Below are 16,260 nucleotides of genomic sequence, written 5' to 3' on the forward strand. Positions count from 1 at the left end.
CCCATGTCCAGCAGTCAAACCCCGCACGCAGCCGCGCCCGGCGGCCACGGCCACGCCCCCTCCGCTGGAGGGCTGGCGCTGGTCATCGGTGCGATCGGCGTGGTCTTCGGCGATATCGGCACCAGCCCGCTGTACACCCTGAAGGAGGCGTTCTCGCCGCATTACGGGCTCAACAGCGACCACGACACCGTGCTGGGCGTGCTGTCGCTGGCGTTCTGGGCGCTGAACCTGGTGGTGACGCTGAAGTACGTCACCATCATCATGCGCGCCGACAATGACGGCGAAGGCGGCATCATGGCGCTGATGGCGCTGACCCAGCGCACGCTGCGCAACGGCTCGCGCTCGGCGTACGTGGTGGGCATCCTGGGCATCTTCGGCGCCTCGCTGTTCTTCGGCGACGGCGTGATCACCCCGGCGATGTCCGTGCTCAGTGCGGTGGAAGGCCTGGAGGTGGCCGCGCCGGGCCTGCATGTCTTCATCGTGCCGGTCACCCTGGTGGTGCTGCTGGCGGTGTTCGCCGCGCAGCGCTTCGGCACCGAGAAGATCGGCAAGGCGTTCGGGCCGATCATGGCGATCTGGTTCCTGTCGCTGGCGGCGATCGGCATCTACAACATCGTCGACGCACCGGAGGTGCTGAAGGCGTTCAATCCGTGGTGGGGCATCCGCTTCTTCATGGAGCATGGCTGGCACGGCATCTTCATCCTTGGCGCGGTGGTGCTGGCGGTGACCGGCGGTGAGGCGCTGTACGCCGACATGGGCCACTTCGGCCTGCGTCCGATCCGCCATGCCTGGTACTTCTTCGTGCTGCCGTGCCTGGTGCTGAACTACCTGGGGCAGGGCGCGCTGGTGCTCAACCACCCCGAGGCGCTGAAGAATCCGTTCTTCGAGGCCGTGCCGTCGTGGGCGCTGTACCCGATGATCATCCTGGCCACCATGGCGGCGGTGATCGCGTCGCAGTCGGTCATCACCGGCGCATTCTCGGTCTCGCGCCAAGCCATGCAGCTGGGCTACATCCCGCGCATGCGCATCAAGCACACCTCGCACGACACCATCGGCCAGATCTACATCCCGGGCATCAACTGGGGCATCGCGGTGATGGTATTCGGCCTGGTGCTGGCCTTCCGCAGCTCGTCCAACCTGGCCGTGGCGTACGGCATTTCGGTGTCGGCCACGATGCTGATCGACACCCTGCTGCTGGCCGTGGTGGCGCGGACGTTGTGGCCGAAGTCGCGTGGCTGGCTGCTGCCGCTGTGCGTGGTGTTCTTCATCATCGACCTCGGCTTCGTCATCGCCAACGGCGCCAAGCTGCTGCAGGGCGCCTGGTTCCCGGTGGTGCTGGGCATCTTCCTGTTCACCATGATGCGCACCTGGCGCCGTGGCCGCGAGCTGCTGCGCGACGAGATCCGCAAGGACGGCATCCGCCTGGATACCTTCCTGCCGGGCCTGATGCTGGCCCCGCCGGTACGCGTGCCGGGCACCGCGGTGTTCCTCACCGCCGACCCGACCGTGGCGCCGCATGCGCTGATGCACAACCTCAAGCACAACAAGGTGCTGCACGAGCGCAACGTGTTCCTGCACGTGGAAACCCTGCCGATCCCCTATGCGATGGAAGGGCAGCGGCTGAAGATCGAATCGGTGGGCGACGAGTTCTACCGGGTCTACGTGCGCTTCGGTTTCATGGAGACCCCGGACGTGCCGCTGGCGCTGATGCGTTCGTGTGACCACGGCGGCATCTACTTCGACCCGATGGACACCACCTTCTTCGCCAGCCGCGAGACCATCGTGGCCACCGCCAACCGCGGCATGCCGATCTGGCGCGACAAGCTGTTCGCGCTGATGCATCGCAACGCCGCCCCGGCCACCGGCTTCTTCCGGATTCCGGGCAACCGCCTGGTGGAACTCGGGGCCCAGGTCGAGATCTGAGGTCTGGTAGTGCCGGCCGCTGGCCGGCATCCGCCGCACCACTGGTGGTCATGGGGTTGCCGGCCAGCGGCCGGCACTACCCTGCTTCCGGCCCCGGAATGCAACCATTTACCGCATAATCACGGTATGACCGACGACCGCATCATCGGCGCCGGCGCCACCCGCGAGGATGACGCCGCCGACGCCAGCATCCGCCCCAAGCGCCTGGCCGACTACCTCGGCCAGGCCCCGGTGCGCGAGCAGCTGGAGATCTACATCGAAGCGGCCAAGGCCCGCGGCGACGCGCTCGACCACGTGCTGATCTTCGGGCCGCCCGGCCTCGGCAAGACCACCCTCAGCCACGTCATCGCCAACGAGCTGGGCGTGGCCCTGCGGGTGACCTCCGGCCCGGTGATCGAGAAGGCCGGCGACCTCGCAGCGCTGCTGACCAACCTCCAGCCGCACGACGTGCTGTTCGTGGACGAGATCCACCGCCTGTCGCCGGTGGTCGAGGAAGTGCTGTACCCGGCGATGGAAGACTTCCAGATCGACATCATGATCGGCGAGGGCCCTGCCGCCCGCTCGATCAAGATCGACCTGCCGCCGTTCACCCTGATCGGTGCCACCACCCGCGCCGGCCTGCTGACCGCTCCGCTGCGCGACCGCTTCGGCATCGTCCAGCGCCTGGAGTTCTACAGCGTCGAAGAACTGACCCGGATCGTGCGCCGCTCGGCCACCATCCTCGGCATCGACTGCACCGCCGATGGCGCCGGCGAGATCGCGCGCCGCGCGCGTGGCACGCCGCGTATCGCCAATCGCCTGCTGCGCCGGGTGCGTGACTACGCCCAGGTGAAGGCCGGCGGCCATATCGACGAGGCGGTGGCACAGGCCGCGATGAAGATGCTGAAGGTCGACCCGGAGGGCTTCGACGAGCTGGACCGGCGCCTGCTCAAGACCCTGGTCGACTACTTCGACGGCGGCCCGGTCGGCATCGAATCGCTGGCCGCGGCGCTGTCGGAGGAGCGTGGCACGCTGGAAGACGTGGTCGAGCCGTACCTGATCCAGCAGGGCTTCCTGGTGCGTACCGCGCGCGGCCGCATGGCCACCCACAAGGCTTACCGGCACATGGGCCTGAAGCCGAAGAATCCGCCGCAGGACCTGTTCGCGGAGGTTCCCGATGTCGGTTGAGCCGCGATTCAGTTGGCCGACACGCATTTACTGGGAAGATACCGACGCGGGTGGCGTGGTCTACCACGCCCGCTACGTGGCCTTCATGGAACGGGCCCGGACCGAATGGATGCGCGCGCTCGGCTACGGCCAGGAGCGCATGCGCGCCGAGCACGGGATGGTCTTCGCGGTGCGCTCGATGCAGATGGATTTCATCAGGCCGGCACGGCTGGATGACACCCTGCAGGTGACTGCCCGCCTGGTCCAGCTGAAGAAGGCCAGCATGGTCTTCGACCAGCAGATCCTGCGCGACGGCGAGCTGCTGCTGTCGGCCCAGGTCCGCATCGCCGCACTGGAAGCGGCCAGTTTCCGCCCGCGTGGCATGGACGAGGCCGTCCTTGCCGTGCTGCAACCCCACCTCCACCCCGAATCCGAACACTGAGGAACAACGGATGATCGCAACGCTCCTGGCCCTGCAGGCCACGGTCACCGAGGCACTGCCGGCCGACGTCAGCAACGCCGCGACACAGACCCTTGCCCAGGCCACCACCGGCGGCGGCATCAACTACCTCGAACTGATGGCCAAGGCCAGCCTGCCGGTGAAGATCATCGTGCTGCTGCTGCTGGTCGGCTCGTTCGTCAGCTGGGTGATCATTTTCCGCAAGGCCCGCGTGTTCAAGCAGGCCACCCGCGAAGCCGACGAGTTCGAGAACCGCTTCTGGTCCGGTGCCGACCTGGGCAAGCTGTACAGCGCGGCCACGGACCGCAGCCGCAGCGTGACCGGCCTGGAAGCCATCTTCGAAGCCGGCTTCCGCGAGTACACCCGCCTGCGCGACAAGCGCCGCCTGGATGGCCGTGCGCAGCTGGAAGGCGCCCAGCGCGCCATGCGCACCACCTATACCCGTGAAGTGGACCAGCTCGAGCGCAACCTGGAGCTGCTGGCCAACATCGGCTCCACCGCGCCGTACGTGGGCCTGGTCGGTACCGTGTTCGGCATCATGGTGACCATGCACGACATGATCAGCAGCGGTGCGCAGGCCGGCATCGCCGCCGTCGCGCCGGGCATTTCCGAAGCCCTGTTCGCCACCGCCATCGGCCTGTTCGTGGCGATCCCGGCGGTGTGGGCGTACAACCGCTTCACCACCCGCGTCGAACGCATGTCGGTGCGGTTCGAGACCTTCGCCGAAGAGTTCAGCTCCATCCTGCAGCGCCAGAGCGCTGGCGACGAGTAAGCGCCTGACCCGGGAGTCCAAGCCATGTCCGCTGCCATCGGTCGCCGCAAGCGCCGCAAGCTGAAATCGGAAATCAACGTCGTTCCCTACATCGACGTCATGCTGGTGTTGCTGATCATCTTCATGGTCACCGCGCCGCTGCTCACCCTGAGCTTCGACGTCGACCTGCCGCAGTCCAATGCCAAGGCGCTGGAGAGCAAGCAGGACCCGGTGATCGTCTCGGTGCGCCAGGACGGCCAGCTCAGCCTGAAGCTGCCCGACGCCAAGGAACCGACCGCCGTGTCGGCCGAGGAACTGGAAGGCCGCCTGGCCGGCATCGCCGCCCAGGACAAGGGCGTGCGCGTGATCGTCGCCGCCGACCGCGCCGTGGCCTATGAGAAGGTCATTGCCGCGATGGACGTGATCAAGCGCGCCAAGGTAGACAAGGTAGGCCTGGCCACCGATGCACGCTGACGCCCTGCCACCCCCGCATCAGCGCGAACCCGGCTGGGGCCTGCCCCTGGCGCTGGCGTTGCTGGTGCACCTGCTGGTCGCGCTGGTCTTCATCGTGGCCTGGCTGTGGTCACCCCAACGCAATACCGACGCCGCCGCAGGCGATCCCTCGGTCGAGGCCAGCCTGGCGCTGTCCGCGTCCGAGGCCTCCGCCGCGCGCCAGGCGCTGCGCCAGTCGGAGAAGCTGGAGGACCTGCCGCCGCCGGTCGCCGAGCCGATCCCGGTGCCGGAAGACACCATCCCGCCGCCGCAGCCGATTCCCGAACCGCGCCCGCAGGACGCCCCCACGCCGCAGCAGCAACAGGCGCAGGAGCGCGTCGCGCAGCCGGATACCAAGGACCAGGAAGCGGTCAGCGCGATGGCCATCTCGCAGGAGAAGGCCAAGCAGGAGCAGGAAGCCAAGCGCCGCCAGGAGCAGATCGACCTGACCGAGCGCAAGCGCCAGGAAGAAGCGGAGCAGAAGCTGCGCCTGGCCAAGCAGCAGGAAGCGGACGAGAAGAAGAAGCAGGCCGAGCAGGAACGCGTGGCCGCCGACAAGGCCGAGGCCGAGAAGCAGAAGAAGATCGCCGAGATCCGGGCCCGCCGCGAGCAGGCCGAGAAGGAAGCCAAGCTGGCCGAGCAGAAGCTGCGCCAGGTCGCCGCCGCGCGCAATGCCGCCGGCAGTGCGGCCGCCGGTGCCAGCGGCGCGTCCCAGCCGGCCGCCGGTGGTGGCGGCAGCAGCGACGATCTTTCAGCCAAGTACGCCGCAGCGATCCAGGCCAAGGTGCTGTCGCAGTGGGTGCGCCCGGATACGGTGCCGCTGGGCCAGCGTTGCCAGATCACCATTACCCAGATTCCGGGCGGCACGGTGATGCAGGCCAAGGTCAGCCCGAACTGCCCCTACGACGAGGCCGGCAAGCGTTCGATCGAGGCCGCCGTGCTCAACGCGCAGCCGTTGCCGTACCGCGGCTTCGAGTCGGTGTTCGCACGCACGCTCAACTTCACCTTTACCGCCCAGGATCGCTGAGGCGGGTAGGGCAGGGCGGCTCTCGGGCCGCCCGCGCCGACTGATGTCGCGATTGCCGCTGGCGGACCGGGGCTCGACCCGACAGGCTGTGGGCGGTCGTCGGGCACCGTAGCGCTGGGCGGTGACCGGGGCAGGCGGCGCGATGTTAGCCACGACGTTAACGGTGTGTGAGAGGACGGGCTGGAACTGACCCGGAATTCACGTACCCTTGGTTCATGATTGCGAAGCGGTTCACCGCCGCTTTGTTATCCCTCGTTCCGGTTTCCCCCTATTGAGCGCTCCATGAAAAAGATGCCTCGCTGGCTTGCCGTGTTTGCGGCCCTGTTGCTGCCCTTTGCTGCCGTCGCGCAGCAGAAGGGGCTGGATATCGACATCATCGGCGGCAATGCCTCCGCCCTGCCGATCACCATCGTGCCGATGCCCTACCAGGGTTCGTCGGCCGCTCCGCAGACCGACGTCGCCGGCGTGGTCCGCGCCGACCTGGAGCGCTCGGGCCAGTTCCGCACGCTGCCGGAAGCGCAGATCGTCGAAAAGCCAGTGCGCGGCGGCGACATCCAGTTCGCCACCTGGCGCGCGCTGAAGCAGAACTACATCGTGGTCGGCCGCGTGCTCGATGCCGGTGCCGGCGCCTACCGCGTCGAGTACGAACTGTTCGACGTGCCCAAGGGCGAGCGCCTGCTCGGCCTGGCAATGACCGCCCGTGGCAATGCCATGCGCGACGTTGCCCACCAGATGGCCGACGCCATCTACGAGAAGATCACCGGCATCCGCGGCGCCTTCTGGACCCGCATCGCCTATGTGACCGCCAGCGGCAAGGGCGACGCCATGCGCTATGCGCTGATGGTGGCCGACTCGGATGGCTACAACCCGCAGACCATCGTGCGTTCGGCCGAGCCGCTGCTGTCGCCGTCGTGGAGCCCGGATGGCAGCAAGCTGGCCTACGTCAGCTTCGAGCGTGGCAATTCGGCGATCTACATCCAGAACATCGGCACCGGTGCACGCGAGCTGGTGACCAGCTTCCGTGGCATCAACAGCGCCCCGGCATTCTCGCCGGACGGCCGCAAGCTGGCCCTGACCCTGTCGCGCTCGGGCAACCCGGAGATCTACGTGATGGACCTGGGCAGCAAGCAGCTGACCCAGCTGACCAACCACTTCGCCATCGATACCGAGCCGACCTGGGCCCCGGATGGCAGCGCCGTCTACTTCACCTCCGACCGCGGCGGCCGTCCGCAGGTCTACAAGGTCGGTGCCGGTGGCGGCAGCGCCGAGCGCGTGACCTTCCAGGGCAACTACAACGCCAAGCCCTCGGTGTCCTACGATGGCAAGAAGATCGCCGTCGCCCAAGGCTCGGGCAACAGCTACAAGATCGCGATGATGGACAGCTCGCTGGGCTCGCCCCGCTGGAGCACGCTGTCCCCGGGTTCGCTGGATGAATCTCCGAGCTTTGCGCCCAACGCAAGCATGGTGTTGTACGCCGCCCGCGAGGGTGGCCGTGGTGTGCTGTATGCCGTTTCCGCCGATGCGCGCGTGCGCCAGCGGTTGGTTCTGGCTGACGGAGATGTGCGCGAACCGGCATGGTCCCCATACCGTACCCAGCGCTAAAAGAGTGTTAATATTTTCGCTGTCTTGAACCCCTCATCGGCTTAGGAGCCACAAAGGTATCGCCATGAACAAGTCCACCCGCGTTCTGCTTGTTTCCCTGCTGTCTGTGGCCGTCCTGGCCGGTTGCTCGAAGAAGGTCAAGGAAGAAGTGCCGGCTTCGGTCGACACCGGCACCTCGACCACCACCCCGACCGGCCCGTCGACCTCCGGCCTGTACGGCCCGGGCGACCTGGACACCGACGCTTGCCTGCGCCAGCGCGTTGTCTACTTCGACCTGGACAAGGAAGACGTGAAGCCGGAATTCCAGGCCATCATGGCGTGCCACGCCAAGTACCTGCGTGACCGTCCGTCCTCGCGCATCACCCTGCAGGGCCACACCGACGAGCGCGGTTCGCGTGCGTACAACCAGGCCCTGGGTGAGCGTCGTGGCAACGGCGTCAGCTCGGCCCTGCAGGCCAACGGTGGCTCGGCTTCGCAGCTGACCGTCGTGTCCTACGGTGAAGAGCGTCCGGTCTGCACCGAGTCGAACGAGTCCTGCTGGTCGCAGAACCGTCGTGTCGAAATCGTCTACACCGCGCAGTAATCCATGCGCATCGGCATCAAACTGATGCTGGTCGTTGCGGCAGCCCTCGTGGCTGCCGCACCGGCGCACGCACAGCGACAGAGCCTGGCCGACCGTGTCGGCGCGCTCGAGCAGCAGATGTACAACAACAGTGCCAACCAGGACCTGTTGAACCAGATCAATCAGCTGCGGCAGCAGGTCACCAGCCTGCAGGCCTCGATCGAGCAGTTGCAGCACGACAATGCCCAGCTCAAGCAGTCCGCCCAGGATCAGTACCTGGATCTGGACAGCCGCCTGAACCGGTTGGAAGGGGGCAATGCCGCCCCGGCCCTGCCGCCCGTTCCGGCGAGCGCGCCGAAGGCCGCTCCGGCCCCGGCAACACCCGCAGCGGCGGCCACTTCCGAGCGGCCGCCTTCCGTACACGGTGATGCCGGCAGTCTTGCCGCCACCGGCGACGAGCGCACCTCCTACAACGTCGCCTTCGATTCACTGAAGGCCGGCAAGTACGATGATTCGGCGCAGTTGTTCCTGAGTTTCCTGCAGCTGTACCCGAACGGCGTCTATGCGCCGAACGCGCTGTACTGGCTGGGCGAGAGCTACTACGCCACCCGCAACTTCCCGATGGCCGAGGCCCAGTTCCGTGAACTGCTCTCGCGCTATCCGACCCACGACAAGGCCGCTGGCGGCCTGCTCAAGGTTGGCCTCTCGCAATACGGCGAGGGCAAGGTCGACCAGGCCCAGCAGACGCTGGAGGCCGTCGTGGCGCAGTACCCCGGCTCGGACGCCGCGCGCACCGCGCAGGACCGCCTGCAGTCGATCCGGCTGGGCAAGCAGATCCGCTGACCTGCCTGACGGGCGTACACTGCGCACCCCGTAGAGCCGAGCCCATGCTCGGCTGCTTTCGTTTCCGGCGCCGATATACCGGTCGCCCGCCCCTGAAGAATTTCCTGCCATGACCGCCGTTACCCCGTCCAACGCCGTCGCCACGCCCAGCGACATCGTGCAATCGCCCCTGCCGCGCCTGAAGATCACCGAGATCTTCACCTCGCTGCAGGGCGAAGCCGATACGGCCGGCTGGCCGACCGTGTTCGTGCGCCTGACCGGCTGCCCGCTGCGCTGCCAGTACTGCGACACCGCCTATGCCTTCCATGGCGGCACCTGGTGGGATATCGACGATATCGTGGCCGAGGTGCTGGCCCAGGGCGTGCGCCACGTCTGCGTGACCGGCGGCGAGCCGCTGGCGCAGAAGCGCTGCCTGGTGCTGCTGCAGAAGCTCTGCGATGCCGGCATGGACGTCTCGCTGGAAACCTCCGGCGCACTGGACGTCAGCGCGGTGGACCCGCGCGTGTCGCGGGTAGTGGACATCAAGACCCCGGGTTCGGCCGAAGTGGCGCGCAACCGCTGGGAAAACCTGCCGCTGCTGACCGCGCGCGACCAGATCAAGTTCGTCATCTGCAGCCGCGAAGACTACGACTGGGCCAAGGCCCTGCTGGCCGAGCACGATCTGGTAAAGCGCTGCACCGTGTTCTTCTCGCCCAGCAAGAGCGAGATCACCGCACGGCAGTTGGCCGACTGGATCGTCGAAGACCGGCTGCCGGTGCGCTTCCAGATGCAGTTGCATAAAATCCTGTGGAACGACGAGCCCGGCCGATGAGCCGGTGCAGCGTTCCCTGATGTAGCTCCGGCGCGGGACAGCGTGCTGGCTTTCCCCTCCCAACCGGAAGATTTCCCATGAAGAAGGCAGTCGTGCTTCTCTCCGGCGGCATGGATTCAGCCGCCGTCATCGCCCTGGCCCAGGAACAGGGCTTCGCCGTGCACGCCCTGAGCGTGCGCTACGGCCAGCGCCACACCTCCGAACTGGACGCCGCCGCCCGCGTGGCCAAGGCCCAGGGCGTGGTCGCGCACAAGACCGTGGACGTGGACCTGCGCAGCATTGGCGGCTCGGCGCTGACCGACGACATCGACGTGCCCGAGGCCGGCGGTGCCGGCATCCCGGTCACCTACGTGCCGGCGCGCAACACCATCATGCTGTCGCTGGCCCTGGGCTGGGCCGAAGTGCTCGGCGCCAACGACATCTTCTGCGGCGTCAACGCAGTGGACTACTCCGGCTACCCGGACTGCCGCCCCGAGTTCGTGGCCGCGTTCGAGGCACTGGCCAACCTGGCCACCAAGTCCGGCGTGGAGGGGGCGGGCATCAAGGTGCATGCGCCGCTGCAGTTCCTCAGCAAGGGCCAGATCGTCAGCGAAGGCGTGCGCCTGGGCGTGGACTTCGGCCTGACCGTGTCCTGCTACAACGCCGACGCCAACGGCGCCGCCTGCGGCCACTGCGACGCCTGCCGCCTGCGCGCGCAGGGCTTCGCCGAAGCCGGCGTGCCCGACCCCACGCTGTACGCCTGACCGCGTCTGGTAGAGCCGGCCGCTGGCCGGCTTCACTGTAGGTGCGGACCGTGGGTTCGCACTCCTTGTCCTACCGGGCCTGCAACCATCCCGATGCCTCGATGAAGTCGGCCACCGCCTTCGGATCGGCATAGTCCAGCTCGATCATCCGCGCGATGCCGGCCTTCTCATCGGCCTGCCGGCGCATGTACTCCTGCGCGATGCGGTAGCCGGTGTAGTAGCCCAGATCGCTCACACCGAACGGATTGCGCGCACTGTTGTACAGCCAGTTGTCGAGGTTGTCCCCGTGCATCTCGGCAAGGAAGCGCGCGCGGATTTCTGCCTCGTGCGCGGGCCCATAGGTGTACAGCGGCAGTGCCGGACGACGCCCGCTGATGCGCTCCGCCACGTATTCGGCCACGCCCTCGCGCACTGTGTACTGGGCCAGGCTGCCGGTGGTTTCGCGCTGCTGGGTATGCACGTACTCGTGCAGGTTGTTCTGCGCGTTGTTCGCACCCGGACGGCTGTCGTAGAAGATCCGCAGCCGGCTGCGCATCGGCGCGGGCAGCTCGCTCACGTCCACGCGCTCATCGCCCAGCGCCATCTCCGCACCGATCAATACCTTGTCGCCCAGCGTGGTGCCGCCTGTGCGCAGCACGCCCACTGCATACGTGATGGTGGCCGGGCGCAGTGCCGGGTAAAGCGCCCGGAAGGCGGCCAGGTCGCGCTCCAGCGTGGCGCTGGCCTGCTGCGCATTTGCGGTCAACGGCCGTACCGACGTCCAGAAGCGTGGCCATGACTGCATGGCCTCGGCGTATTCGCGGGCCGTGTAGTGGCGCACCTGCATCAGCGCATGCAGGCCGGGACTACCCGGATCGATGTAGCGCTGCTGGACCAGCGCCACCCGGCGTTCGGCATCGGGTTCGGCGCGCACCGCGTCATAGGTGGCCCAGAAGCGGGCGATGTCGTCAGTGACGACCTGGGATGGGGCGGCCAGGGCTGCGCAGGGCAGCAGGGCGGCAAGCAGGCTGACGATCAGACGCATCCATGGCTCCAGACAGGACCACAGATGGGATGCGCCAGTGGCGCCAAAGGTTTAATCCCGCTGGTAGTGCCGGCCGCTGGCCGGCAACCCCGACACACCAGGGTTCCACGCGACCGGCCAAAATAGGGTAGAATGCCCACCCCGCCGAAAGGCCGGGGCGATGCATTGGGCCGTTAGCTCAGTCGGTAGAGCAGAAGACTTTTAATCTTTTGGTCGAAGGTTCGAATCCTTCACGGCCCACCATTGCATCCGGTATCCAGATCATTCCGAAAGGCACCGCTTGGCGGTGCTTTTTTGTTGCACCTGTTCGCCGCCTTTACTGCGTCCCTGCCGCCTTCGCTTTGGCGGCCGCCACGTCGGCAGCTTGCTGTGCAGCCGTCGCTGCCGCATTCGCAGAACGTGCCGCCTGCGCCTGGACCGCCGCGAAGTCGGCCTGCCGCTGTTCACTGAACCTGCGTTCCAGCTCCATCGCTGCGGCAAAGCTCTCCGGATGCTTCGCAGCACATGCCTGCTGTATCAGTTGTACCGCAGGGTCGGACAACCCGGGTTGGATGTTGCCAAGCAGGCAATCGGCGTAGGTTGGCGAGCCGGCGGCCAGCGCGGTCATGATCACGGCATTCAGCATGTGAACCTCCTTGCAAGTCTGGATGGGGTCCGAGAAGGAACCAGGCCGAGCATGGCCCGGATCATGGCGCAGTGTTCCTGCTTCGGCGTCCGGCGCCCGGCGGCTGGGGTCGGGCACGGCGCAAAGCGCGGAATGCGGATGACCCGGCCCGAACGGAGGGGCATGAGGCGAGTTCCGCGTCCGCCATCAATGGCGGATGTACGCACGTGTCGTGCTGGCTTTGTATGCCATTCGCTGTGCGTGCCGTCAGTGACGATTCAAAGACGACACTTTCCCAGGCGCCTGTCCCGGCAAGGCCTGGAACTATGCAGGCCTGCTGAGCCCGCGCTGTGCCATCCGCTGCGGCAACAGCAGCAACGGCCGTTCGACCACGCGATGCACCAGATAGCCGACCACGCAGCATGCCAGCAGGGTCGCAGCAACGAAGAGGCCGTGATTCCACCAGGCCCCTGTGGGCAGCAGCATCGACCATAGGCGGCCGGCGACCGAGATCACGAAGATATGGGACAGATACAGGGCATAGGACGTATCGCCCAACAGGATCAGGCTGCTCGGTGGCGCTCGCCGTGCACGCGCTTCGATCAGCACTGCCCCGGCGACAAGGAGCGCGCTGGCCGTGCCAAACAGCATGACCCGGGTCCACACCGGCATGATCGACGGGCCTTCGGTGGGCAGAAGACTGGCTGCGGCCACCGCGAGTGCTCCCCCGCCAAGTGCCAAGGGCCAGCCAAGGCTGCGCGGAAGGTAGCGCCAGTGCAGGCCCAGCAGCGCACCCGCAATGAATTCGAAGGTGAGCGGATTGATGACCAGCACATGGGCTGGCGAAGTGGCCGCCGGTGCAAACAGATGGGCGGCGCCGATCAGAGCGGCCCACCCGAGCAGGAACGTGGTCAGGGCTCGAGCCGGGACAAAGGCGATCGCCACGGCGAACATCAGATAGAAGTAGGCCTCGTGCACCAGAGTCCACCCTACCGTCAACACTGGAAGTTGCTGGTGCGGAATCAACAGATAGGAGGCCAGTATGCTCTGGTCGTGGTAAGACGAGTTCACCATCGTCGGGACCAAGGCCATCAACACCACCACCAAGGTAGTGAATATCCAGTACGGCGGCAGCACCCGCCACGCACGCCGGGCCAGGAAAGTGCCGGCGGCGGCAATTCCTCCCTCGCGACCGGCGGTGAGGGTGGTCATGACGAAGCCGGACAACACGAAGAACAGATCCACGCCGGCGTCCGCGTAGCGCCCGATCCCGTCGAGGATCGCCTCACCAGGCAGATATTTGATCTCGACACCCCGAAGATGGAACACGACCACGGCCAGCGCTGCGACGCCGCGTAGAACTTGCAGCGACAGAAAGCGGTGTGGACTGGCGTGCTGGCTCATCTTTTCTCCCCTGCTGCCGCGCATTGTACTGACCCGGTCCCGTCCTGGGGCGGCACCGGACCGGCCAGTGCGTCGGGTTGGCTTGCACGACTGTGTGCGACGCCTGGCCGACCCGCAGAACCGGAGGTTCGGGCCACGCGCTGATGGCGTGCAGCGCGGCGCAGCCCCCCTGCGAACAAGGGAGGCCGCAGCTGAGAAGGTACTACCTTCGCTTGAGAACAATCGCTGCGATGACGGCGGCGATGCCGACCGGGATGAGAACGACGGCCAGAAGAATGATCCAGTGCCAAATGCTGAAACCTCCCATATCCGAACCCCTTGCAGGAAACGATGCAGGGTAGCACCCGGATGCCAGCCATTCTTTGAGGGACTTCAAGCATCGCGCAGTGCCGTTGTACACGTGCAGGCATGCGGAGTGGCCAATGCCCTGGCCTTGACGCTATGCTCGGCGTCTTTCCCAGGAAGGGGCCCGTCATGCGCCTGATCGTGCTGTCACTGTTGTTGTCGGTTGTCTCCACAGCACCTCTGAAGGCGGCAGAACCCGCGCCATCCGCACAGGCTGCCGCAACCCCACTGGTGATCGGCGAAACCTTCACCATCGAGTCGAAGGCGCTGGGCGAAACCCGCCGCATCAATATCTACCGTCCGCAGCCGTGGGGCCTGGACCCGAAGGCGCCGTTGCCGGTGCTGTACATGCCCGACGGCGGCATCGGCGAGGACTTCCTGCACGTGGCCGGGCTGGTGCAGGTGCTAAGCGGCAACGGCAGCATGCGCCCGTTCCTGCTGGTCGGCATCGAGAACACCGAGCGCCGCCGCGACATGACCGGCCCCAGCAGTGATCCGCAGGACCAGAAGATCGCGCCACGCATTGGTGGATCGGCGGCTTACCGCAGCTTCCTGCGCGATGAACTGATGCCGCAGGTACGGCAGCGTTACCCGACCACCGAAGAGCGCGCGCTGATCGGCGAGTCGCTGGCCGGACTGTTCGTGGTCGAGACGCTGCTGCAGGAGCCGGCGCTGTTCAACAGCTACATCGCGCTGGACCCCAGCCTGTGGTGGAACCAGGGTGCAATGCTGGCCGGGGCGGCCAGACAGCTGCCGGCGGTGACGCGCGCACGGCCGCGCGTGTTCCTGGCCAGCAGTGGGCAGCCGGAACTGGCCGCATCCACTGCACGACTGGCCGAGATCCTGCAGCAGGCCTCGCCGTCGCCGCTGGTGAAGTACCTGGCGCTGCCGGAGGAAACCCACGCCACGATCTATCATCCGGCCGCATTGCAGGCGCTGCGCACGCTGTTCCCGGCGCCGCCGTCGGCCTCGCCCTGATCCGGAGGATTGGCGTGCCGCGGCATGCCATGTGAGGATGCGGCAGCGGCGCCATCCGGTGCGTCGCCCGCAACGGGAGAGTGTGGATGCAGCGTGTGCGTGGATGGAGTGTGGCGGCCTGCCTGGCCGTGAGTGGCTGTGCGATGTCGGTGGCGCCGCCCGCAATGCGGAGTGAAGCGAAGGACAGTGCGCCGCCTGCCACGCCGGGCGTGGTGCTGCCGGAGACCGAAGCGCTGCGCGTGCATGACCCGGCGGGGCGCGATTACCCGATCTGGGTCGCACTGCCGGCCGACTACGCCGCGCATCCGGAGAAGCACTATCCGGTGCTGTACGTGACCGATGCGCTGTACAGTTTTCCGCTGGTGCGCAGCGTGCGCAACCTGGTGGGGCAGCAGGGCGTCAACATCGAGAACTTCATCCTGGTCGGGCTGCCGCCGCAGGAGGGGCTGACCTCCAAGCAGAGCCGCTCACGCGACTACACGCCCAGCAGCCCGGCGCGTACGGTCGATGGCTACTACAGCGACGACGTCACCTACGGCGGGGCCGCGCACTACCGCGATTTCCTGGCGGCGCAGGTGCTGCCGATGGTCGATGCGCGCTACCGCACCGATCCCACCCGCCGCATGTTCGCCGGCCACTCCTATGGCGCGCTGTTCGGCGCCTATGTGCTGACCACCCAGCCGGACTTGTTCAGCACCTACATCCTGTCCAGTCCGTCGCTGTGGTTCGACCAGCTGCTGCTGCCACGCATGCAGGACGCCGCCGTCATCCCGGCGCAGCCCACGCGCGTGCTGTTGTCGGTGGGCAGCTATGAAACGGACAAGCCCGGGCCCCGCTATTCAACCGGCAACGACATGCTGCGCCAGACCGCCGACTTCACCGCCCAGCTTCAGCGCAGTGGCCGCAAGCTGAAGGTGGACAACGTGGTGATCGACGGTGAGGACCACCTGACCGTCTACCCGCGGGCGATCACCCGTGCGCTGCTGGAAGTGATGCCGGGCGAGGGACCGTATACCGGCGGTTGATGGCCGGTGGCATCCATGCATGGCATGGATGTCGGGGTGTGGTGTGGATGAATGCTTCAGGCTGCCTGTGCATCCGGTCCGGTCAATACGCCCACATCGGCGTGCCGGAAGCAGAGCCGGATCGCATCGAGCAGTTCGCTCATGTTGTAGGGCTTGGGCAGGAAATGAATGCCGTCGCGCAACTGGGGCAGCACCGCGTGCTGGTCCATGCCCGACGTCACCAGGATCGGCAGCTGGGGGTGGAGGTTGCGGACCCGGTTGGCGGCCTCGATGCCGCTGATCGGGCCCAGGTTGACATCGGTGAACAGCAGGTCGAAACGTTCGCCGGCTGCCAGCAGGCCCAGTGCCGCTTCGGCAGAGCTCACGCCCACCACATGGCACGCCTGGCTTTCCAGCGCCAAGCGGCTCAGTTCACGGGTTTCTTCTGCGTCCTCGATCAACAGGACGCGGGGCTCAACGTGGCGCTTGGACAGCAACATGACGCGGCAACTCCGGACAACAGGGGGAGCGAAAGGCGCGC

General features: G+C 66.8%; 17 protein-coding genes and 1 tRNA gene. 14 read left to right on the plus strand and 4 right to left on the minus strand.

Annotation, left to right across the window (positions count from 1 at the left end):
- Positions 1–3 precede the first annotated feature (3 nt).
- From AC5P9I_RS04385 to queC, 11 genes are all read left to right on the plus strand, one after another.
- Positions 4–1,923: a potassium transporter Kup gene (locus tag AC5P9I_RS04385; RefSeq protein WP_049465542.1), complete on the plus strand. Its 1,920-nt coding sequence runs from the start codon at positions 4–6 to the stop codon at positions 1,921–1,923.
- A 126-nt stretch (positions 1,924–2,049) separates the two neighbouring features.
- Positions 2,050–3,090, plus strand: coding sequence for a Holliday junction branch migration DNA helicase RuvB (gene ruvB / locus AC5P9I_RS04390; RefSeq protein WP_049465540.1), 1,041 nt, complete (start codon positions 2,050–2,052; stop codon positions 3,088–3,090).
- Positions 3,080–3,511 carry a tol-pal system-associated acyl-CoA thioesterase gene (gene ybgC, locus AC5P9I_RS04395; protein ID WP_049465537.1) on the plus strand — a complete coding sequence of 144 codons (432 nt, stop codon included), beginning with the start codon at positions 3,080–3,082 and terminating at the stop codon, positions 3,509–3,511. The genes ruvB and ybgC overlap by 11 nt, the downstream gene beginning before the upstream one ends.
- Positions 3,512–3,521: 10 nt before the next feature.
- Positions 3,522–4,301: a protein TolQ gene (gene tolQ / locus AC5P9I_RS04400; RefSeq protein ID WP_005410752.1), complete on the plus strand. Its 780-nt coding sequence runs from the start codon at positions 3,522–3,524 to the stop codon at positions 4,299–4,301.
- 24 nt (positions 4,302–4,325) lie between these two features.
- A complete protein-coding gene (gene tolR, locus AC5P9I_RS04405) occupies positions 4,326–4,754 on the plus strand; it encodes a protein TolR (protein ID WP_005410751.1) in 429 nt (142 codons plus the stop codon).
- Positions 4,744–5,799, plus strand: a complete 1,056-nt coding sequence (gene tolA / locus AC5P9I_RS04410; protein ID WP_049465534.1) for a cell envelope integrity protein TolA — start codon at positions 4,744–4,746, stop codon at positions 5,797–5,799. Before tolR ends, tolA begins: the two co-directional genes overlap by 11 nt.
- Positions 5,800–6,081: 282 nt before the next feature.
- A complete protein-coding gene (gene tolB / locus AC5P9I_RS04415) occupies positions 6,082–7,401 on the plus strand; it encodes a Tol-Pal system beta propeller repeat protein TolB (protein WP_049465532.1) in 1,320 nt (439 codons plus the stop codon).
- A 64-nt stretch (positions 7,402–7,465) separates the two neighbouring features.
- Positions 7,466–7,984 (plus strand): peptidoglycan-associated lipoprotein Pal, encoded by a 519-nt coding sequence (pal, locus tag AC5P9I_RS04420; RefSeq protein WP_049465529.1) that lies wholly within the window; start codon positions 7,466–7,468, stop codon positions 7,982–7,984.
- Positions 7,985–7,987: 3 nt separating this feature from the next.
- Entirely contained in the window at positions 7,988–8,806 is an 819-nt protein-coding gene (gene ybgF / locus AC5P9I_RS04425) for a tol-pal system protein YbgF (RefSeq protein ID WP_049465527.1), read from the plus strand.
- 109 nt (positions 8,807–8,915) lie between these two features.
- Entirely contained in the window at positions 8,916–9,617 is a 702-nt protein-coding gene (queE, locus tag AC5P9I_RS04430) for a 7-carboxy-7-deazaguanine synthase QueE (RefSeq protein ID WP_049465524.1), read from the plus strand.
- Between the two features lie 77 nt (positions 9,618–9,694).
- Positions 9,695–10,360, plus strand: coding sequence for a 7-cyano-7-deazaguanine synthase QueC (queC, locus tag AC5P9I_RS04435; protein WP_049465521.1), 666 nt, complete (start codon positions 9,695–9,697; stop codon positions 10,358–10,360).
- Between the two features lie 70 nt (positions 10,361–10,430).
- Here the strand turns inward: queC and AC5P9I_RS04440 are convergent, their stop codons facing one another.
- Complete coding sequence (locus tag AC5P9I_RS04440; RefSeq protein ID WP_049465518.1) at positions 10,431–11,384, minus strand: DUF2268 domain-containing putative Zn-dependent protease; 954 nt, start codon at positions 11,382–11,384, stop codon at positions 10,431–10,433.
- A 167-nt stretch (positions 11,385–11,551) separates the two neighbouring features.
- On the opposite strand from AC5P9I_RS04440, the gene AC5P9I_RS04445 reads away from it, so the two are divergent.
- A tRNA-Lys gene (locus AC5P9I_RS04445) sits at positions 11,552–11,627 on the plus strand.
- Between the two features lie 73 nt (positions 11,628–11,700).
- On the opposite strand, the gene AC5P9I_RS04450 is transcribed toward AC5P9I_RS04445, so the two are convergent.
- Both AC5P9I_RS04450 and AC5P9I_RS04455 read right to left on the minus strand, forming a co-directional pair.
- Positions 11,701–12,009 carry a hypothetical protein gene (locus AC5P9I_RS04450; protein WP_049469885.1) on the minus strand — a complete coding sequence of 103 codons (309 nt, stop codon included), beginning with the start codon at positions 12,007–12,009 and terminating at the stop codon, positions 11,701–11,703.
- A gap of 303 nt (positions 12,010–12,312) precedes the next feature.
- Positions 12,313–13,392 (minus strand): acyltransferase family protein, encoded by a 1,080-nt coding sequence (locus AC5P9I_RS04455; RefSeq protein WP_049469886.1) that lies wholly within the window; start codon positions 13,390–13,392, stop codon positions 12,313–12,315.
- A 474-nt stretch (positions 13,393–13,866) separates the two neighbouring features.
- On the opposite strand from AC5P9I_RS04455, the gene AC5P9I_RS04460 reads away from it, so the two are divergent.
- Positions 13,867–14,715 carry an alpha/beta hydrolase gene (locus tag AC5P9I_RS04460; RefSeq protein WP_049469888.1) on the plus strand — a complete coding sequence of 283 codons (849 nt, stop codon included), beginning with the start codon at positions 13,867–13,869 and terminating at the stop codon, positions 14,713–14,715.
- An 86-nt stretch (positions 14,716–14,801) separates the two neighbouring features.
- Positions 14,802–15,740 carry an alpha/beta hydrolase gene (locus AC5P9I_RS04465; protein ID WP_049469890.1) on the plus strand — a complete coding sequence of 313 codons (939 nt, stop codon included), beginning with the start codon at positions 14,802–14,804 and terminating at the stop codon, positions 15,738–15,740.
- 56 nt (positions 15,741–15,796) lie between these two features.
- On the opposite strand, the gene AC5P9I_RS04470 is transcribed toward AC5P9I_RS04465, so the two are convergent.
- On the minus strand, positions 15,797–16,219 hold the full coding sequence (locus tag AC5P9I_RS04470; RefSeq protein ID WP_049469893.1) for a response regulator: 423 nt from the start codon (positions 16,217–16,219) through the stop codon (positions 15,797–15,799).
- Between the last annotated feature and the right edge of the window lie 41 nt (positions 16,220–16,260).

Source organism: Stenotrophomonas sp. YJH_SMC_29 (assembly GCF_059371235.1).